The sequence below is a fragment of the Mucilaginibacter sp. SJ genome (assembly GCF_028993635.1).
In the GTDB taxonomy this organism is placed as follows: domain Bacteria; phylum Bacteroidota; class Bacteroidia; order Sphingobacteriales; family Sphingobacteriaceae; genus Mucilaginibacter.
Genome location: NZ_CP118631.1, coordinates 2,254,286 through 2,272,555 on the forward strand (window position 1 = coordinate 2,254,286; position 18,270 = coordinate 2,272,555).

The following is an 18,270-nucleotide window of genomic DNA, read 5'->3' on the forward strand; positions in this document are numbered from 1 at the left end:
CATTTGCAAATATTAAAGCCAACAAAAAAGCGACAGATTTTATTTAACCTATCGCTTTTTTATCATTGGGTCATTGTTCATTAAGTCATTGACCTATGGTTTTAAGACTTACGAAGTTTTGGAAACTTCGTAAGTCTGATCAGGAACTTATTCTGCAATTATAAGGAAATAGTTCTTTTTACCTTTTTGTGCTACAATAAATTTACCGCCAATTAGGACATCATTATTATATACGTCATCAGCAGTGCCAATCTTAACTTTATTGATAGCAACGCCACCGCCTTGTATCATCTTTTTAGCCTCGCCTTTGGAGGCAAAAACAGCTGTTTTAGCAGCTAAAAGATCAGCAGCATTAATACCCTGCTCCAATTCACTCAATGCTATATTATAATTAGGCACACCGGCAAATAAGTCTAATACCTCATTATCATTAAGTTCATTTAAAAACTCAATGCCAATATTACCAAATAAAAACTCCGACGATTTTATCGCCTTTTCATATTCGGCTTCGCCGTGTACACGAATGGTGATATCCTTAGCCAATGCTTTCTGCAATACGCGGGTATGTGGCGCCGCATCATGCTCAACCTCCATCGCTTCAATAACCTCACGATCAAGCAAGGTAAAAATGCGGATGTATGATTTAGCATCAACGTCGGTAGTGTTTAGCCAAAACTGGTAAAACTGGTAAGGCGAAGTACGCCCAGCATCAAGCCAAACAGCCCCGCTTTCGGTTTTACCAAACTTGGTACCATCAGCTTTTTTGATGAGGTTGGTAGTTAAGGCAAAAGCCTCACCGCTATCTTTGCGACGGATTAGCTCAGTACCGGTAACAATGTTTCCCCATTGATCGCTGCCACCCATTTGTAATGAGCAGTTATGGTGTTTCCACAGGTAGTAAAAATCATAGCCTTGTACCAATTGGTAAGTAAACTCTGTGAACGACATACCTGTGTCGCCCTCCAAACGTTTCTTCACCGAATCTTTGGCCATCATATAGTTAACCGTAATGTGTTTACCCACATCGCGGATAAAATCAAGAAAAGTAAAGTTTTTAAACCAATCGTAATTGTTCACCATTTCGGCACTGTTGGCGCCGGTATTAAAATCAAGGAAACGGGTGAGCTGCTTTTTTACAGCTTCCAGGTTATGCTGCAGCACATCCTCTGATAATAAATTACGCTCGGCCGATTTGCCCGACGGATCGCCCACCATGCCGGTAGCACCACCAACCAATGCATATGGTTTATGGCCTGCGCGCTGAAAGTGGATCAGGGTCATGATCTGGGTAAGGTGACCAACATGCAATGAATCGGCAGTTGGGTCAAACCCGATATACCCCGAAGCCATACCTTTATTTAACATATCCTCGGTTCCGGGCATTTCGGTATGCAGCATGCCGCGCCAGCGTAATTCTTCAACAAAGTTCATATCAAGTTCTGTTTCAAAAAGGTGCAAATATAAATGAAATTGATACACTAATTTTCAGTAATTAGATCGAATTACACTAATTGTAGATACACCCCTCTGAAAAATTCGTGCAATTCGATTTAATTGCCCACTACCCGGAATGATTCGTATCTATATAGGTTAACTACAGGTAAAATCAGTTTCAAATAATTACTTATATTTTGTATCTTGAGCAAAACCGGGTATTTTGCAAGGCAAGGCTTATGAATTTTTTATCGCATTTTTATTTCGACAGGGATACTAACAACTGCTACCATGTGCTGGGAACGGTGCTACCCGACCTGCTGAAAAACGCCGATAAAAACATCATCCTTCATCCAGAAAAACTGCACCACATTGATAACGAGGTTAATTCGATCATAGCAGGATGGAACAAACACCTTGATGTCGACCGGTATTTTCACTCATCCGCCTTTTTTACCACCCGTTCTAATGAGCTTAAAAAGCTGTTGGCCCCTGCCTTAATAAACTCGCCGGTTAAACCATTTTTTTTAGGTCATATTGCGCTTGAGTTAATTATTGATAACCTGCTGCTAACCACAGGTAAAATAAGCGTCAGTGAATTTTACAATCATTTGGCCGGTTGCCGGGAAGATAAAATAAGAAGCTTTTTAATCTTTGCCGGACTTGAGGATACCGCCGTTTTCTTCAAGTTTTACGAAAGCTTTAAAAAAAGCCAGTATTTGCATACTTATGCCGAAACCCATCAAATTGCCTATGCGCTCAAACGTATCTGCATGCGTGTTTGGAAAAATCCCTTCACACCTGAGCAGGAGGTAATAATGGATGATATTTTGAGTATCTACCGCGAAGAAATGCTTGATGATTTCATGCTCATTTTTGAAGAGATAGATGCTAAGTTAGTTGGAGGTGAGTAGATTTCGCCCATTATAACTCATTAATTTATAGCACAGAAACAACACAAAGCATGTTATCAAATGGTTTATTCAGCGTAAAATTCTCTTCAACTTTAACCCCTACCCGCTCAATCTGCCAAAAAACCTATAAAAACACCTAAAATATAAGCAATTAACATTAAAAAATTTCTTTTTTCAATAAAATATATCCGTACCTTTGCAGTCCCAATTAACAAATTGGGAAAAGGAGAAAAATTATTTAATGGCAAAAAAACAAGAAGCAGAAAAAGAATTAAAAGCGAAAGAAGCTGAACTGGGTACAGTGAACGCGTCTGGCGAAAAAGAAACTATTGAATCAGAGGCTGATTCAATATCAATCGAAGAGATCAAATCAAAAATTGCAGCTACACCAAGCGAAGATTTCGACTGGGATGCTGACGACAAAAAATTTGGTAACTACAGCGATGACGACCGTGAGAAATTTGAGAAATTGTATGATGGAACTTTCAGCTCTATCACCAAAGGCGAAATTATCACCGGTACTGTTGTTAACGTTAACAACAAAGATGTTGTGCTTAACGTAGGTTTCAAATCAGACGGTTTAGTATCAGTATCAGAATTCCGTGACACACCTGATCTTAAAATCGGTGACAAAGTTGACGTTTTTGTTGAGTCGCAGGAAGATGCTAACGGTCAGTTGGTACTTTCACGCAAACGCGCAAAAACTCAAAAATCATGGGAGCGCATTAATTCAGCCCTTGATAATGATGAAATCATCACCGGTTTTGTGAAGAGCCGTACTAAAGGTGGTTTAATTGTTGACATTATGGGCGTTGAAGCCTTCTTACCTGGCTCACAGATCGATATCAAACCTATCAGGGATTACGATGTGTATGTAGGTAAAACTATGGAATTCAAAGTTGTTAAAATCAACCACGAATTCAAGAACGTTGTGGTATCGCACAAAGTGCTTATCGAAGACGATCTGGAAAACCAAAAAACTGAAATTGTTGCACGCCTTGAAAAAGGTCAGGTATTGGAAGGTACCGTTAAAAACATTACCGACTTTGGTGTATTTATTGACCTTGGTGGTGTTGACGGCTTACTGCACATTACAGATATTTCATGGGGCCGTATTGAGCACCCACGCGAAATTTTGGCATTGGATCAAAAGATCAACGTTGTTGTTCTTGACTTTGATGACGAGAAAAAACGTATCGCTCTTGGCTTGAAACAATTAACCCCTCACCCTTGGCAAAGCCTTTCTGAAGAAATTCAGGTTGGTTCAAAAGTTAAAGGTAAAATCGTTACCGTTGCTGATTACGGCGCATTCCTTGAAATCATCCCTGGTGTTGAAGGTTTGATCCACGTATCAGAAATGTCATGGTCACAAAACCTGCGCAACCCTCAGGAATTCCTGAAAGTTGGTGATGAGATCGAAGCTCAAGTATTGACTTTAGACCGCGAAGAGCGTAAAATGTCATTAGGTGTCAAACAATTAACTCCTGATCCATGGCAAAACGCTGCTGAAAGGTACGCAGTTGGTACTCAGCACGTAGCTACAGTTAAAAACATGACCAACTTTGGTGTGTTTGTTGAACTGGAAGACGGCATCGACGGCTTAATCCACATCTCAGACCTTTCTTGGTCTAAAAAAGTTAACCACCCTAACGAATTCACTAAAGTTGGTGAAAAATTAAACGTGGTTGTACTTGAACTTGATGTTGAAAACCGCAAATTGAGCTTAGGCCACAAACAGCTTGAAGAAAACCCTTGGGATACTTTTGAAACTATCTTCACTATCGACTCGATCCATGAAGGTACTGTTATCAAAGTAACCGACAAAGGTGCAATCGTTGCTTTACCTTACGGTGTTGAAGGCTTCGCGCCAACCAAACACCTGGTTAAAGAAGACGGTAAGAGCTTAAAAGCCGAAGAAGCTGCTGAATTCAAGATCATTGAATTTAACAAAGAAAACAAACGTATCGTTATTTCACACTCTCGTATTTGGGAAGAAGCCCGCGCTGATGCCCGCGTACAGGAATTTGAAAACCGCAAAAAAGAAGCAAAAGCTGCTACTAACGCGGTGAAAAAAGTGAAAGATTCTGTTGAAAAATCAACTTTAGGCGATCTTAGCGTATTAGCTCAGTTAAAAGAGCAAATGGAAGGTGCTGAAAACAAAGCCCGCAAGGCTGCACCTGCTGCTAACAGCTCTGAAGAAGAAGCATAATTTTAGCTTAAGCTTATATAAGCCCCTCCGGTTTCCAGAGGGGCTTTTTTGTTGAGGTGAACTTTTTTAATTCCACATCATTGCTATAAAGGTGTGAAGCAATCGCGAACTTTACTGGGCGCTTATAAAAACGCCTCTACATGCAGGGATTGCTTCGTTCCGTATAATGACGTGATTGTAATTTATTGATTATAAGATATATTTTTTGATTGATATTATAGATATGGGCGTTGCCTGCGGCCGGTGCTTTACGCTGCAAATCCTCGCCTTTCCCGCAACGCAACGGCTTACCCGCGTTGTGGGTTTTCCACTGCAATCCCTAACGCGGCCCCCGCACTGTATCGCTAAAGTATATTTTAAACGTCATCACGATTTTTTTCAGGTTTCCCTGATGGTAACTCGCAATGACGTAAAGAAGACATCTTATTTAATAAAGGATAATCTATTATCCTCCTTCAAAACTCATCCTCCAAAACTCAAAACAAATTATTACTTTTGCCCAAATCCACCCATACGATGCAAAATCTAACACTGCTCGACGGACAAAAGTTTCAAATTACCATACAACGTTTATGTCGCCAGTTAATTGAAAATCATAACGACTTTTCAAATACCGTATTAATTGGTATCCAGCCGCGCGGCATTTATTTAGCCAAACGCGTTGCCGAAGAACTGAGAAAAATCCTTCCCGATAAAAATATATTGCAGGGCGACCTTGACATCACTTTTTACCGCGATGATTTTCGCCGCCGGGAATCACAGTTAGTGCCTAACCAAACCAAAATAGATTTTATTATTGAAGGTAAAAAAGTGATCATGATGGATGATGTACTGTGGACAGGCCGCACTATCCGCGCCGCAATGGATGCCATGCAGGCATTCGGCAGGCCGGAGAAAATAGAGCTTTTGGCTTTGGTTGATCGCCGTTACTCGCGCCACATCCCGGTATCTGCCGATTATGTGGGTATCGAGGTTGATTCTATCGCGTCACAAAAAGTAGTAGTTAGCTGGAAAGATACTGATGGGGAAGACAAGATAGTACTGGTTTCTGAATGATTTCGGAATTCGGATGTTCGATTTCGGATTTATTTGATTTCGAATTGCCGATTTTATAAAATAAGAATTTAGAAATGGACAAAGCAGAACTAAAAAACAGGACAAAAAAGTTCGCAATAGACGTTATCAAGTTTGTTGAAGCAGCTCCCCGTTTGCGTTCTCTTGATATTTTAACACATCAACTATTACGAAGTTCAACATCAGTTGGTGCAAATTACAGGTCGGCATGCAGAGGAAAATCTACCGCTGATTTTATCAATAAGATTGTAATCGTTGAAGAAGAAGCCGATGAATCGGTTTATTGGTTAGAGCTGATTGAAGAATCAGGCTTAATAAATTCGACAGCTCTGCCTAATCTTAAAAAGGAAGCCAATGAGCTTACTGCCATTTTCACCGCAATTGGTAAAACAGCGAAAGAAAATCAAAAATCAAATAATAAGAAATAAAAACATTCAAAATAAAATCCGAAATCGAACATCCGAAATCCGAAATCAAAATAACATGGCAGGACTGAGCACACGACACTTATTGGGTATAAAAGATTTGAACCGGGCAGATATTGAGCTGATATTTGAAACTGCCGATACTTTTAAATCTGTTTTAAACCGGCCGATCAAGAAAGTGCCGTCGTTGCGTGATGTTACCATTGCCAATATTTTCTTTGAAAACTCAACCCGTACCCGTTTATCATTTGAGCTGGCCGAAAAAAGACTTTCGGCAGATGTGATCAACTTCGCGGCATCTTCATCATCTGTAAGCAAAGGCGAAACACTGATCGACACCGTGAACAACATCCTGGCTATGAAGGTTGATATGGTGGTAATGCGCCACCCTTATGCCGGTGCCGGGATCTTTCTGTCAAAACATGTAAAAGCTCAGATCGTAAATGCCGGCGATGGTGCTCATGAGCACCCTACACAGGCTTTGCTTGATGCCTTCTCTATCCGCGAAAAATATGGCGATGTGGCAGGCAAAAAAGTGGTGATTGTAGGTGATATCCTGCACTCGCGTGTGGCGCTTTCCAACATCCTTTGCTTGAAACAATTGGGCGCCGAGGTAATGGTTTGCGGGCCAACCACGCTCATTCCAAAATATATTGGCTCATTGGGAGTAAAGGTTGAACACAACCTCATCAAAGCTCTTAACTGGTGCGATGTTGCCAATATGCTCCGCATTCAGCTGGAGCGGCAGGATATTAAGTATTTTCCTTCGCTTAGAGAGTATACCATGCTCTTCGGTCTTAACAAAACTATTCTGGATTCATTAGATAAAGAGATCACCGTAATGCACCCCGGCCCTATCAACCGCGGCGTGGAGATCACCAGCGATGTAGCCGACAGTAAACAGTCTATCATTCTCGACCAGGTAGAAAATGGGGTAGCGGTACGAATGGCAGTGCTTTACCTGCTGGCTGGACAAACACCAACCATATAAGCAGCATGTTTCAGGTATGAAATTTAATTTTAAAACATATCTGAAACATACTTATAAAGGAGAACTGGTTTATCTTGCCGTTATTGCCGCGTTGTATTTTTATGATCACAACAATATTATCTTCCTGGTATTCTTCCCATTCTCGTTTGTACAAGGTTATTATCGTTATCAATACAAACTAACCCAGGCCGAAAAACTTAAGGCCAAAGGCCTCACCGAAGAAGACATTGACAATATCAGCTTTGTAAAAAAGTGGGAGCATTCGCGTAAACGCGGTATGTGGAATTATTGTGTTATTGATGGAGGGCTCATTTTCGGGTTAGCCCTATCAATCATAACAAGCATTATCTGGTTTAAGGTAAGCGGCAAAACCAATCTGCACACGCTTTTGGCCGAACCCGGCGACATGTTTGCTTTTATTGGTTATAATTATATAATTGGCGCAGGTATTGCCGTTATCATATTCCGCATGAAATGGAAATATAACGAGAAACGTTTTGTGCGCCTAACTGATCCTTTGGCTAATAATTACTTTGCTAAAGATTATCAGGATATTTAAGTCAGTAGTCTTAAGTCTACCTTTTCGTTCAGACTAAACCACATTTAATTAACCACGAATTACTTTTCATGAAACTCAGGTTCTGTTTTATCTTACTTTTATTTATCCCGGGCGTAACCTTTGCCCAAAGCCATCAGCAGTTTAAAACCGATTCTGTATTTGTGCTGGTGAAAAAATTCTTCAACGCCAAACAGGCCGACTCCATTTATGCCTTAACCGGTCAAAATTTCAGGCATGCCGTAAGTGCGGGCCAGTTCCGCAGCCTTACCGAGCAACAATTGTTTCCGTTAAATGAAATTAAAGGTTCAACGGCGATCAGCTTTGTTAACAATAAGGTAAGCACTTACAAACTGGTATTTCAGTCGGTAACGTTACAACTGCTCATGAGCCTCGATGCAGGCAATAAAATTGAGCTCTTCCTGTTTCAGCCCTATAAAGACATTACTGCCGATAAAACCACACAGGTACCTACATCCAACAAACTGATCAACCCAATGGACAAACAGGTTGATGAAATTGCCCGCCCGTATATTCAAAAAGTAAATACTGTAGGCCTGAGCATAGGCATATTAAAAGATGGCCAGATCAGCACCTATAATTACGGAGAAACCGCCCGCGGCAATAACCAACTACCAACTGCCAATACGCTGTTCGAAGTTGGTTCCATTACCAAAACGTTTACGGCTACCCTGCTGGCTTATTACGCCAACGAGGGTAAAGTAAAATTAACCGATCCTATCACCCAATACATGCCAGATTCGGTAAAAACCAATGTCGCGCTGAATGATATAACTTTGCAAACGCTAAGCAATCATACATCAGGCCTAACCCGGATTCCGGAAAACCTTCAGTTTGATTCGGCCAGCGCTGCAAATCCTTATAAAAGTTATAATAAACGGCTACTGTTTAGTTATCTGAAAACCTGCAAACTAAATAGTAAACCGGGAGAACAATATGCATATTCCAATTTAGGAGTTGGTTTATTAGGAACGATATTATCACAGGTAAGCGGCAAAACATTTGATCAGATGGTGCAGGAAGTAATATGTAGTCCTTTAGGGATGAAAAATACTTTACAGCATTTAAGCGCTTTACAACTCCCCCATTTTACCAAAGTATACAGCCAGTACGGTGATGCAACAGTAGCCTGGGATTTTAACGCCCTTGCCGCTTGCGGGGCCCTCCATTCAACGGTAAATGATTTGCTGATATATGCAAAGGCAAACATGGCAAATGGTACAGACAAGCTATCAAAGGCTTTTGAGCTAACCCATCAGATTACTTACAGCAAAGATGCCAAAATAGCCCTTGGCTGGCATATCATTTTGGTTGATGGCGTAGAATACATTTTCCATAACGGCGGCACTTATGGTAGCAGTAGCTTCCTGGCTTTTAATGCTGATAAAAAGCTTGCCGTGGTAGTACTATCCAACGCCGCTGAAAGTACGGATGCTGTTGGTACGGGGATTATTAAGAAGTTGCAGGCAGAGGGGAAATAGTATAGAATCATTGAATGAAATGATAAGTTAGAGGCCTGCCAGTCTGAGCTTGTCGAAGACTCACGCGTAAAGGCCTCCACACCATGCTTCGACGGGCTCAGCATGACACCTTTTTTATTGTCTATGCTCGCAATAATTGTCATGCTGAGTGTTTAAATCCGTGGCCTCTGAAGGTGAAATGACATAGATTTGCTGAACCGTGCAGTGTGGCCGACCGAGTTATAGTGCTTATTGCCTGTTGCTGAGTATGGTTCCGAAGCAAGAGTCTGAAGGTATGGTACGATCCCTTGTGTGGGTGATTTGTCCGATGGGTAGCCTGTCTTTTCTTTAAACTCCTTCGGGCACGGTTTAAAAAGCGTTATAAGTATGGAAAAGATGCATTTTCATGCGGCAGGTATAGATATTGGAGCCCGCAAGGTATTTGTGGGTCTTGAAGGCCAGCCGGTTCGTTCGTTTGAGACTTTCACCAGTGATCTGGTATCACTTAAGAACTATTTATTGGAGCATAAGGTAAGTACAGTGGCAATGGAAGCCACAGGAGTATACTGGTATGTACTTTACGATATTCTTTTAGATGGGGGATTGGATGTGTGGCTTGTTGACGGAAGACAGACGCGCCAGTTACCAGGCAGGAAAACAGATGTAAAAGATTGTCAGTGGATACAGCAATTGCATAGTTATGGCTTGCTGAACCGCTGTTATGTATCCGAAGGTCATATCAAAGAATTGCGTAGTTACCAGCGCCTTCGTGAGGATCATCTTCGGAGTGCGGCCATGCATGTTCAGCACATGCAGAAGGCCTTAATAGAAATGAATATCCGTTTGCCGGAGGTATTAAGCCAGGTCCATGGAGTAAGCGGGATGGCGTTAATCGATGCGATACTGCAAGGCGAGCGAGATCCTGATAAGTTGTTTTCACTTTGCCATAAAAAGATCAGGGAGAATAAAGGGGAAGAGCTATTGAAAGCCCTGCAAGGTCATTATACAGCGCAAGGGCTTTTTGCATTAGGTCAGGCCTATAAGGCTTATGGTTTTTATCAAGGCCAGATAATGGAATGCGACAGCCAGATTGATAGTGTTTTACAACGGATCAACAGGGATAAGAACCTGCCACCGGGAATAAGCGAAGGAAAACGCAAGGCGATCCGTCACAACAAACCTCATATCAACAACCTGGGAGATCATCTGTTAAAAATATTTGATGGTAAGGATGCAACTAAACTTCCGGGTATTACAGATTACAACTGGTTACAGTTATACACAGAGGTGGGTTCGGATCTTAGCCGATGGCCAAGTGAAAAACATTTCACAAGCTGGCTTGGTTTATCTCCCGGCCAGGATCGTTCAGGGAAAAAGAACAAAAGTAAAAGTAAGGGTAAACCGGCCGTCGGGCAAATATTCAAACAAATGGCCCATGGATTATTGAACAGCAAGTATATCGGCTGGGGTTCATTTGCAAGAAGATTAAGGAGCAGAAAAGGTCCGGCAATAGCTATTAAAGCAACGGCCAGAAAACTGGCCGCTCAATACTGGCGTTTAATTGTAAAAGGAGCCGACTTTGTGGAAAAAGGGCTGCAAGCCTATGAAAATATCATTAAGGAACAGAAACAAAGGCGATTAGAGAAACTCGCCTTTGAACTAAATAGGGAACTTGTACCTGCTTAAATTATTATGTCATGGGTAGGAACGAAGCATCTTCTTCGCCCTGCATAGCGGCTCTGCTTATCCAAGAAGATCCTTCGCTATCGCTCAGGATGACAAATATCCTTTCCTCATCAAACAAAAAAAGAAGCCCGAAAACTTTTCAGTTTTCGGGCTATTTTATCCCTTCGCACTATCCATATGGTTGATTCAAATCAACCAATTCAAATATTTGTGGGTCTTGAAGGCCAGCCGGTTCGTTCGTTTGAGACTTTCACCAGTGATCTGGTATCACTTAAGAACTATTTATTGGAGCATAAGGTAAGTACAGTGGCAATGGAAGCCACAGGAGTATACTGGTATGTACTTTACGATATTCTTTTAGATGGGGGATTGGATGTGTGGCTTGTTGACGGAAGACAGACGCGCCAGTTACCAGGCAGGAAAACAGATGTAAAAGATTGTCAGTGGATACAGCAATTGCATAGTTATGGCTTGCTGAACCGCTGTTATGTATCCGAAGGTCATATCAAAGAATTGCGTAGTTACCAGCGCCTTCGTGAGGATCATCTTCGGAGTGCGGCCATGCATGTTCAGCACATGCAGAAGGCCTTAATAGAAATGAATATCCGTTTGCCGGAGGTATTAAGCCAGGTCCATGGAGTAAGCGGGATGGCGTTAATCGATGCGATACTGCAAGGCGAGCGAGATCCTGATAAGTTGTTTTCACTTTGCCATAAAAAGATCAGGGAGAATAAAGGGGAAGAGCTATTGAAAGCCCTGCAAGGTCATTATACAGCGCAAGGGCTTTTTGCATTAGGTCAGGCCTATAAGGCTTATGGTTTTTATCAAGGCCAGATAATGGAATGCGACAGCCAGATTGATAGTGTTTTACAACGGATCAACAGGGATAAGAACCTGCCACCGGGAATAAGCGAAGGAAAACGCAAGGCGATCCGTCACAACAAACCTCATATCAACAACCTGGGAGATCATCTGTTAAAAATATTTGATGGTAAGGATGCAACTAAACTTCCGGGTATTACAGATTACAACTGGTTACAGTTATACACAGAGGTGGGTTCGGATCTTAGCCGATGGCCAAGTGAAAAACATTTCACAAGCTGGCTTGGTTTATCTCCCGGCCAGGATCGTTCAGGGAAAAAGAACAAAAGTAAAAGTAAGGGTAAACCGGCCGTCGGGCAAATATTCAAACAAATGGCCCATGGATTATTGAACAGCAAGTATATCGGCTGGGGTTCATTTGCAAGAAGATTAAGGAGCAGAAAAGGTCCGGCAATAGCTATTAAAGCAACGGCCAGAAAACTGGCCGCTCAATACTGGCGTTTAATTGTAAAAGGAGCCGACTTTGTGGAAAAAGGGCTGCAAGCCTATGAAAATATCATTAAGGAACAGAAACAAAGGCGATTAGAGAAACTCGCCTTTGAACTAAATAGGGAACTTGTACCTGCTTAAATTATTATGTCATGGGTAGGAACGAAGCATCTTCTTCGCCCTGCATAGCGGCTCTGCTTATCCAAGAAGATCCTTCGCTATCGCTCAGGATGACAAATATCCTTTCCTCATCAAACAAAAAAAGAAGCCCGAAAACTTTTCAGTTTTCGGGCTATTTTATCCCTTCGCACTATCCATATGGTTGATTCAAATCAACCAATTCAAATTATTAATATTTCAAAGTCGATCCATTCCTGATCTCGTCTGATGCTGCTTTTACCAGCTTATCATCAGGTTTCAGGTCGCCGCCGAAGATTTCGATGCTATCGCCGTTGCTCAGTCCTTTTTTAACATCAACCCAAACCGCTTTATGGTCGACAACCTTTATAACAAAAACCTTCTCGGTTGAAGTAGCAACAGCAGTTTTAGGTACTACATAAGTGCTGTCACCGGCAGGTAACGGTACACTTACTTCGGCAAACATGTGCGGAAGCAGTTTTTTTTCTTTATTATAAACATCCATCTCCAGGCGCTCGGCACGTAATTTTTCATCAAGTGCGCCAGCTATACGTTTTACCTGGGTGGTAAATGTTTGGCTTGGCAATGCCCTCACTGTAAATTTAACCTCGCTTTTGTTGCTTAGCGCACCGGTGTAAATTTCAGGTACAGATACTACTAAACGCAAACGGTCCTGATCCTGTATGGTAAATAACGGGTCGGTACTTTTACCCCCCGGACCGACGTAGGCTCCCAGGTTTACATTACGACTGGTGATCACACCGTCAAAAGGAGCACGGATCTCCAGGTAAGCCAAATTGGCCGACACCTCTTTTAAACCAGATTTCGCGGCGTCGATATTAGCCTGGTCGGCTTTTTTTTTAGCTTCAGCTTGCTCCAGATCGTTTTGCGAAACAGTACCCGGAGTTTTGCTGGTACTTACCAACCTGTCGTAAGTAGCTTTGCTGGCAAAATAAACGGCTTCAAACTGTTTAATACGCGATTGCGCCGCAGCCAACTGTGAATTAATTTCCGGCGCTTCAAGCACGGCTAATAACTGGCCCTGTTTAACTTCCGTACCAATATCAACCAAAAGCTTTTTAACATAGCTGTTGGTTTTGGCATACAGGTCAACCTGTTGGTAAGGGATCAGCTCACCGGGTATGGTGATATTGCTGCTTAACCTGCCTTTGGTTACCGGCACAATTTGTACTGTTGGAGTCTCAACAGCATCCTGCTGCTGTTCCTCTTCCTGCTGTTCCTTTTTTTCTTTCTCATCTGAGTGACAGGCGCTCATGGAGCCAATTGCCATTGCTAAAACGGCAAAAAGCAATATTGATTTGTTTTTTAGCTTATTCATGGTGGTGCAAAGGGACATAAAATTTACTTTCTTTATCTTCCGGGTCTAATGAAACAGATTGGGTGGTGGCGTTACCTTGTACCCAGGCAAAAACCAATGGTAATATCAACAGCGCGGCAAAGGTTGAAGCGATAAGCCCGCCGATAACTGCGCGACCAAGCGGCGATGTTTGATCACCACCCTCACCTAAGCCCGATGCCATTGGTACCATACCTACAATCATAGCCAAACTGGTCATCAATATAGGACGAAGACGTAATGCTACCGCTTCACGGGCTGATTTCAGTGCATCGCCATTGTGCTTGCGCAGTTCTTCGGCATTGGTGATGAGTAACACGGCGTTTGAAATAGATACACCTACCGACATGATCATACCCATGTATGATTGCAGATTAAGTGTAGCGCCGGTGATCTTCACCAACAGCAATGAACCAAACAATACGGCAGGTACGGTTGACAGTACCACCATCGACATTTTGAACGACTGAAAGTTTGCCGCCAGCATCAAAAAGATCACTAATACCGCTACCAATAAACCACCTTGCAAACTGTTCAGGGTATCGGTAAGGGTTTGGCTCATACCATGCATCTCAACTGTTAAACCGCGTGGCGGCTTACCCAATTCGTCAATCGCTTTTTGTACATCATTGGTCGCCGTGCCTAAATCCTTTTTGTTGATGTTTGCCGTTACCGATAGTGTCGGCACAGCGCCTACGTTATCGTTTTCGCCAAAGGTAGTGCCTGTTTTAACATCAGCCACATCGCCTAAAACAGGGCGGGCCTGATTTGCCAGTATCGGGATCTCCTTAACATCATTCAAACTGGCCATCTGGTATTCGGGAACCTGCACCTGTACGAGGTAGCTTAAATTCGATTTCTCGTCAATCCAGTTATTCTTTTCGGTAAACCTTGATGATGAAGTTGATGCTACTAATGAACGTGAGATATCATTTAAACCTACACCAAGCTGTGCGGCTCGCTGCCTGTCGATATTGATATCGATAGTTGGGTAATTAAACGACTGGCCAATCTGCACATCGCGCAGGTATTTGATATCCTTTAGTTTATTGATGATCTTAAAGGCATACTCAACATTTTGCTTTTTGTTTTTACCGGTGATAGCTACTTCGATAGGAGTTGGCGAACCCTGGCTCAGGATCTTATCAGTCAATTCAATCGGCTCAAATGATAGTTTAACGTTGGGTAACTGTTTTGCCATCTCATGCCTGAATTTTTCCTTCAGGTCATCAAGATTAACCTTATAATCTTCCGTTAAACTCACCTGCATCACAGACTCCTGCGGACCAGCCATAAACAGATAGATAGGGTTGGTTGAGAATGATGAAGGGTGCGAGCCAACAAATGTCGAAGTTATAGCTATGTGGTTTTTACCCACAATATCGCCCAATATGTGTTGCGCCTTAACAGCTATTAGTTCTGTACGCTCTAAACGGGTACCATCAGCCGCCCGCAAACGTACCTGGAAGGTACCTGAGTTTACCTTAGGTAACACGTCACGGCCTATTATATTGAACAACAGGAAAGCAAGTCCACATGCAGCTACTACATACACTGCCACCAGTACTTTGCGCTTAGGTAACATGCGGTCCATCAGGCGCATAAAGCTATCCCTGAACTTATCAAAGCGGGTTACCTCGCCATCTTTATGCTCAAGGGCTGCTTTCATTGCTTTTTCTTTCTGTTCCCATGGTTCGCCTTCATCCTCCAGTGCAAAACCATCTTTATGGCTGTGATCTTCATGTTTGTTTACCATGATCCAGTTGGCCATGATAGGTACAAAGGTTTGCGCCAGGAAGTAAGAAACTATCATGGAGAAACCAATAGCCAATGCCAGCGGCAGGAACAATGCGCCGGGAATCCCGTTCATAGTAAAAGCAGGTGCAAACACTGCAAGAATACAGAACAGGATCAGCAATTTAGGAAACGCGATCTCCTTACAGGCGTCCCAGATAGCCAAAGCTTTCGGCTTGCCCATGTCAAAGTGCTGGTGAATATTCTCAATAGTTACCGTCGATTCATCCACCAAAATACCTATTGCCAGCGAAAGCCCGCTCAGTGTCATGATATTGATGGTTTGGTGTGCCAGCGACAGGAAGAATATAGCCGAGATAATACAGGTTGGGATGGTAAGGATCACGATAAGCGCTCCGCGCCTATCACCCAAAAACAGCAATACCATGAGCCCGGTAAGTACCGCACCTATCGCGCCCTCCTCTGCCAAACTTTTTACGGCATTAATTACATATACCGACTGGTCAAACACGAATGACAGCTTCACATCATCGGGCAGCAAGGCCTGGAACTTTGGCAATGCCTTTTTCAGGTTTTGCACTACTTCCCAGGTTGAGGCCGTTGCCGATTTGGTAATAGGCAGATATACCGAACGTTTGCCATTAATAAGGGCATAACCGTTGGTGATATCGGCACCATCTTCAATAGTGGCAACATCCTTCATAAACACGGTTTGGATCCCATTTTTATAGAGCGGAATATCTCCAAAATCCGGGATTTTCTTTATCGTAGTATTTGATGGTGCGAGATAATTGTAATCACCTATACGCACGTTACCTGCAGGAGTGTTCTGGTTATTCTCGCGCAGGGCAGCCACGATCTGGTCGGGTGTTAAATTGTGCGAGCGCAACAGGTTTGGATCGACCTTAATCAGGATAGTACGCTGGTTACCACCAAAAGGAGCCGGCGCAACAAGGCCGGGGATTGAGGTAAATGACGAACGTACGTAAACCAAAGCATAATCGAGTAATTCGTTATTGCTTCGGGTAGCGCTGCTCAACACCAGTTGACCAACCGGCAGCGTTGAGGCATCAAAGCGCAAAATGAAGGGTGGCTGCGACCCCTGCGGGAACGCGGCCTGCGCCCGGTTGGTGTAGCTTGTGACCTCCGCCGCAGCCTGGGCCATATTGGTACCCTCGTAAAAAGTAACTTTTATTAACGTTAAGCCTTGTATGTTTTTCGTTTCGATACTTTTTACGCCCGATACGAAAAGCAACAGGTTAACATATTGCTTACCAAAGTAAGCTTCCATTTGGTTTGGGGTGAAACCGCCGTATGGGTGCGATACATATATAACCGGCAGGTTCAGATCGGGAAATATATCGATTTTGATAGTCCGTACCGCATTTATACCGAAGAAGAACAGCCCGGCTACTATAACCAATATGGTAATTGGTTTTTGCAGCGCCCCTTTTATCATTCCCATTGTATATGTGTGTAACTGTTAAAAATTATTGATGAATATCCCGAAATCGCCTGTAGCTGCTGATTTGAACAGCAGTGCCTGCCATACGTTATTCAATGCTATGTATTTGTCAACCTCGGCCCGGTTAAGGGTATAAAGCGCCTGTGTAAAATCAACTATGTTTGATAGTCCGTTTTTATACAGTGTATATTTTTGAATATAAGCGTTGTTAGCGGCCGAAACTTCAACCGGAACTTCGTTCACATTTTTAAGGGCATTGCCTATGCGTGTTTCGGCCAAGGTGCGCTGTGCTTCCAGTTGTTTATCAACCAGTTCGTAGTCGTTTTTCAATTGTTCTGATGTGAACTTTTGCGATTGAACCTGGTAGTGAATCCTGAAAACACTGGTAAAGTTCCACACCATACCAATCCCAAACAGGTAGTTATAACGGGTTGGGTCAACACCTGCGCCGTAACTGCCGGTGTAGCTATCCTGGTTGGTACCGTAATCAGACTTAAAGCCCGACCCCCTGCCCTGATAAACACCAAAAAGACTAAAGGTTGGCAAGGCAAAAGTGCGAAGGTATTTAGCCTGTTGATCACTCACATTTACCCTGTTTTGATAAAATTTCAAAGTTGGGTGATCTGTAGTGGCAACAGCGCTTAAAGCCTCCAGGTTGTTTGGCTGTTTGGTGATAAAAGCGCTATCCAACTGAAACTCCTGCGCCGGAATACCCAGATAAATAGAAAGCTGGTTACTTTGATCCTGCACTGTTTGCTGAGAATTGGTAAGCGCTATTTTAGCGTTAGATACTTCGGCATTGGCCAATGAAGAATCCACTCCCGGATTTAAACCGTTCTTTACGCGGGCAACTACTACTTTTTGTAAGTCCATTGCACGGTTAAGGTTATCCTGCTGCGCTTTGGCAAGCTGCTGTGCTGCCAGTAAGTTTAAATACGTGGCTGCAACGCGTACCTGATGCTGAAATTGCTCCTGTGCAAGATCAGTTTCATCGCGCGATACGATGGTTTTCTGTACGCCGATCCTTTGCTTCGATCTGCCGAAGGCGAAAAAGTCCCAGCTAACGTTGGTTAAATATAGCGCGCCAAATGCGGCGTTCCAATTCTGTTTGGCCAAAGCTGGCCCCGATGAGGACACCGACAGGCCACGGTAACCATACGATGGTCCGTTTTGGCCGTTCACTGTGCCGTAGTCCTGCTGCGCGGAGAAATTTACGTCCGGCAGGTACTCCGTTTTTGTTTCTTTGAGGTATGCCTTAGAGGCGTTAAGCTGGTTTGCCTTCGACTTGATGGAAGCATAGTTAGCAAGGGCCATTTGTTCAGCATCCTTAATGGACAGGACTTTTTGCTGAGCTTGTACGTGTAAGACATATGAAACACTCAAAAAAAACAGGAGTAATTTTTTTGAATTTGTGTTTAACATGAGGTGTATTTTATACACAGCAAATGTATACCTATATGATTCATGAAAAAAA

The 18,270-nt window shown here is 42.9% G+C and carries 15 protein-coding genes; 11 read left to right on the forward strand and 4 right to left on the reverse strand.

Annotated elements, in window-relative coordinates; translation table 11 throughout:
- Positions 1-147: 147 nt before the first annotated feature.
- Complete coding sequence (gene tyrS / locus MusilaSJ_RS09110; protein WP_274989675.1) at positions 148-1,431, reverse strand: tyrosine--tRNA ligase; 1,284 nt, start codon at positions 1,429-1,431, stop codon at positions 148-150.
- Between the two features lie 242 nt (positions 1,432-1,673).
- Between tyrS and MusilaSJ_RS09115 the strand changes: the two genes are divergently transcribed.
- The 11 genes from MusilaSJ_RS09115 to MusilaSJ_RS09165 all read left to right on the forward strand — a co-directional run bounded on the left by MusilaSJ_RS09115 (position 1,674) and on the right by MusilaSJ_RS09165 (position 12,407).
- Positions 1,674-2,348, forward strand: a complete 675-nt coding sequence (locus MusilaSJ_RS09115; protein ID WP_274989676.1) for a hypothetical protein — start codon at positions 1,674-1,676, stop codon at positions 2,346-2,348.
- A 241-nt stretch (positions 2,349-2,589) separates the two neighbouring features.
- On the forward strand, positions 2,590-4,557 hold the full coding sequence (gene rpsA / locus MusilaSJ_RS09120; RefSeq protein ID WP_129569382.1) for a 30S ribosomal protein S1: 1,968 nt from the start codon (positions 2,590-2,592) through the stop codon (positions 4,555-4,557).
- Between the two features lie 516 nt (positions 4,558-5,073).
- Entirely contained in the window at positions 5,074-5,613 is a 540-nt protein-coding gene (gene pyrR / locus MusilaSJ_RS09125) for a bifunctional pyr operon transcriptional regulator/uracil phosphoribosyltransferase PyrR (RefSeq protein WP_274989677.1), read from the forward strand.
- Positions 5,614-5,687: 74 nt separating this feature from the next.
- Positions 5,688-6,059 carry a four helix bundle protein gene (locus MusilaSJ_RS09130; RefSeq protein ID WP_274989678.1) on the forward strand — a complete coding sequence of 124 codons (372 nt, stop codon included), beginning with the start codon at positions 5,688-5,690 and terminating at the stop codon, positions 6,057-6,059.
- A 55-nt stretch (positions 6,060-6,114) separates the two neighbouring features.
- Positions 6,115-7,047 carry an aspartate carbamoyltransferase catalytic subunit gene (locus MusilaSJ_RS09135; RefSeq protein ID WP_091163068.1) on the forward strand — a complete coding sequence of 311 codons (933 nt, stop codon included), beginning with the start codon at positions 6,115-6,117 and terminating at the stop codon, positions 7,045-7,047.
- 16 nt (positions 7,048-7,063) lie between these two features.
- Positions 7,064-7,606, forward strand: coding sequence for a hypothetical protein (locus MusilaSJ_RS09140; RefSeq protein ID WP_274989679.1), 543 nt, complete (start codon positions 7,064-7,066; stop codon positions 7,604-7,606).
- 68 nt (positions 7,607-7,674) lie between these two features.
- Positions 7,675-9,105, forward strand: a complete 1,431-nt coding sequence (locus MusilaSJ_RS09145; RefSeq protein WP_274989680.1) for a serine hydrolase domain-containing protein — start codon at positions 7,675-7,677, stop codon at positions 9,103-9,105.
- Positions 9,106-9,471: 366 nt separating this feature from the next.
- Positions 9,472-10,770 carry an IS110 family RNA-guided transposase gene (locus MusilaSJ_RS09150; RefSeq protein ID WP_274985884.1) on the forward strand — a complete coding sequence of 433 codons (1,299 nt, stop codon included), beginning with the start codon at positions 9,472-9,474 and terminating at the stop codon, positions 10,768-10,770.
- 11 nt (positions 10,771-10,781) lie between these two features.
- Positions 10,782-10,955, forward strand: coding sequence for a hypothetical protein (locus tag MusilaSJ_RS09155; RefSeq protein ID WP_274989681.1), 174 nt, complete (start codon positions 10,782-10,784; stop codon positions 10,953-10,955).
- Positions 10,948-12,222, forward strand: coding sequence for an IS110 family RNA-guided transposase (locus MusilaSJ_RS09160; RefSeq protein ID WP_274989682.1), 1,275 nt, complete (start codon positions 10,948-10,950; stop codon positions 12,220-12,222). Before MusilaSJ_RS09155 ends, MusilaSJ_RS09160 begins: the two co-directional genes overlap by 8 nt.
- 11 nt (positions 12,223-12,233) lie before the next feature.
- Complete coding sequence (locus MusilaSJ_RS09165) at positions 12,234-12,407, forward strand: hypothetical protein (RefSeq protein ID WP_274989681.1); 174 nt, start codon at positions 12,234-12,236, stop codon at positions 12,405-12,407.
- 23 nt (positions 12,408-12,430) lie between these two features.
- Here the strand turns inward: MusilaSJ_RS09165 and MusilaSJ_RS09170 are convergent, their stop codons facing one another.
- From MusilaSJ_RS09170 to MusilaSJ_RS09180, 3 genes are read right to left on the reverse strand one after another with little or no spacing between them, the layout of a single operon-like run.
- Positions 12,431-13,558 (reverse strand): efflux RND transporter periplasmic adaptor subunit, encoded by a 1,128-nt coding sequence (locus MusilaSJ_RS09170; RefSeq protein ID WP_274989683.1) that lies wholly within the window; start codon positions 13,556-13,558, stop codon positions 12,431-12,433.
- The gene (locus tag MusilaSJ_RS09175; protein WP_274989684.1) at positions 13,551-16,796 is read right to left on the reverse strand and encodes an efflux RND transporter permease subunit; all 3,246 of its coding nucleotides are present in this window, start codon (positions 16,794-16,796) and stop codon (positions 13,551-13,553) included. The genes MusilaSJ_RS09170 and MusilaSJ_RS09175 overlap by 8 nt, the downstream gene beginning before the upstream one ends.
- A gap of 18 nt (positions 16,797-16,814) precedes the next feature.
- Positions 16,815-18,218, reverse strand: coding sequence for a TolC family protein (locus MusilaSJ_RS09180; RefSeq protein ID WP_274989685.1), 1,404 nt, complete (start codon positions 18,216-18,218; stop codon positions 16,815-16,817).
- Positions 18,219-18,270 lie beyond the last annotated feature (52 nt).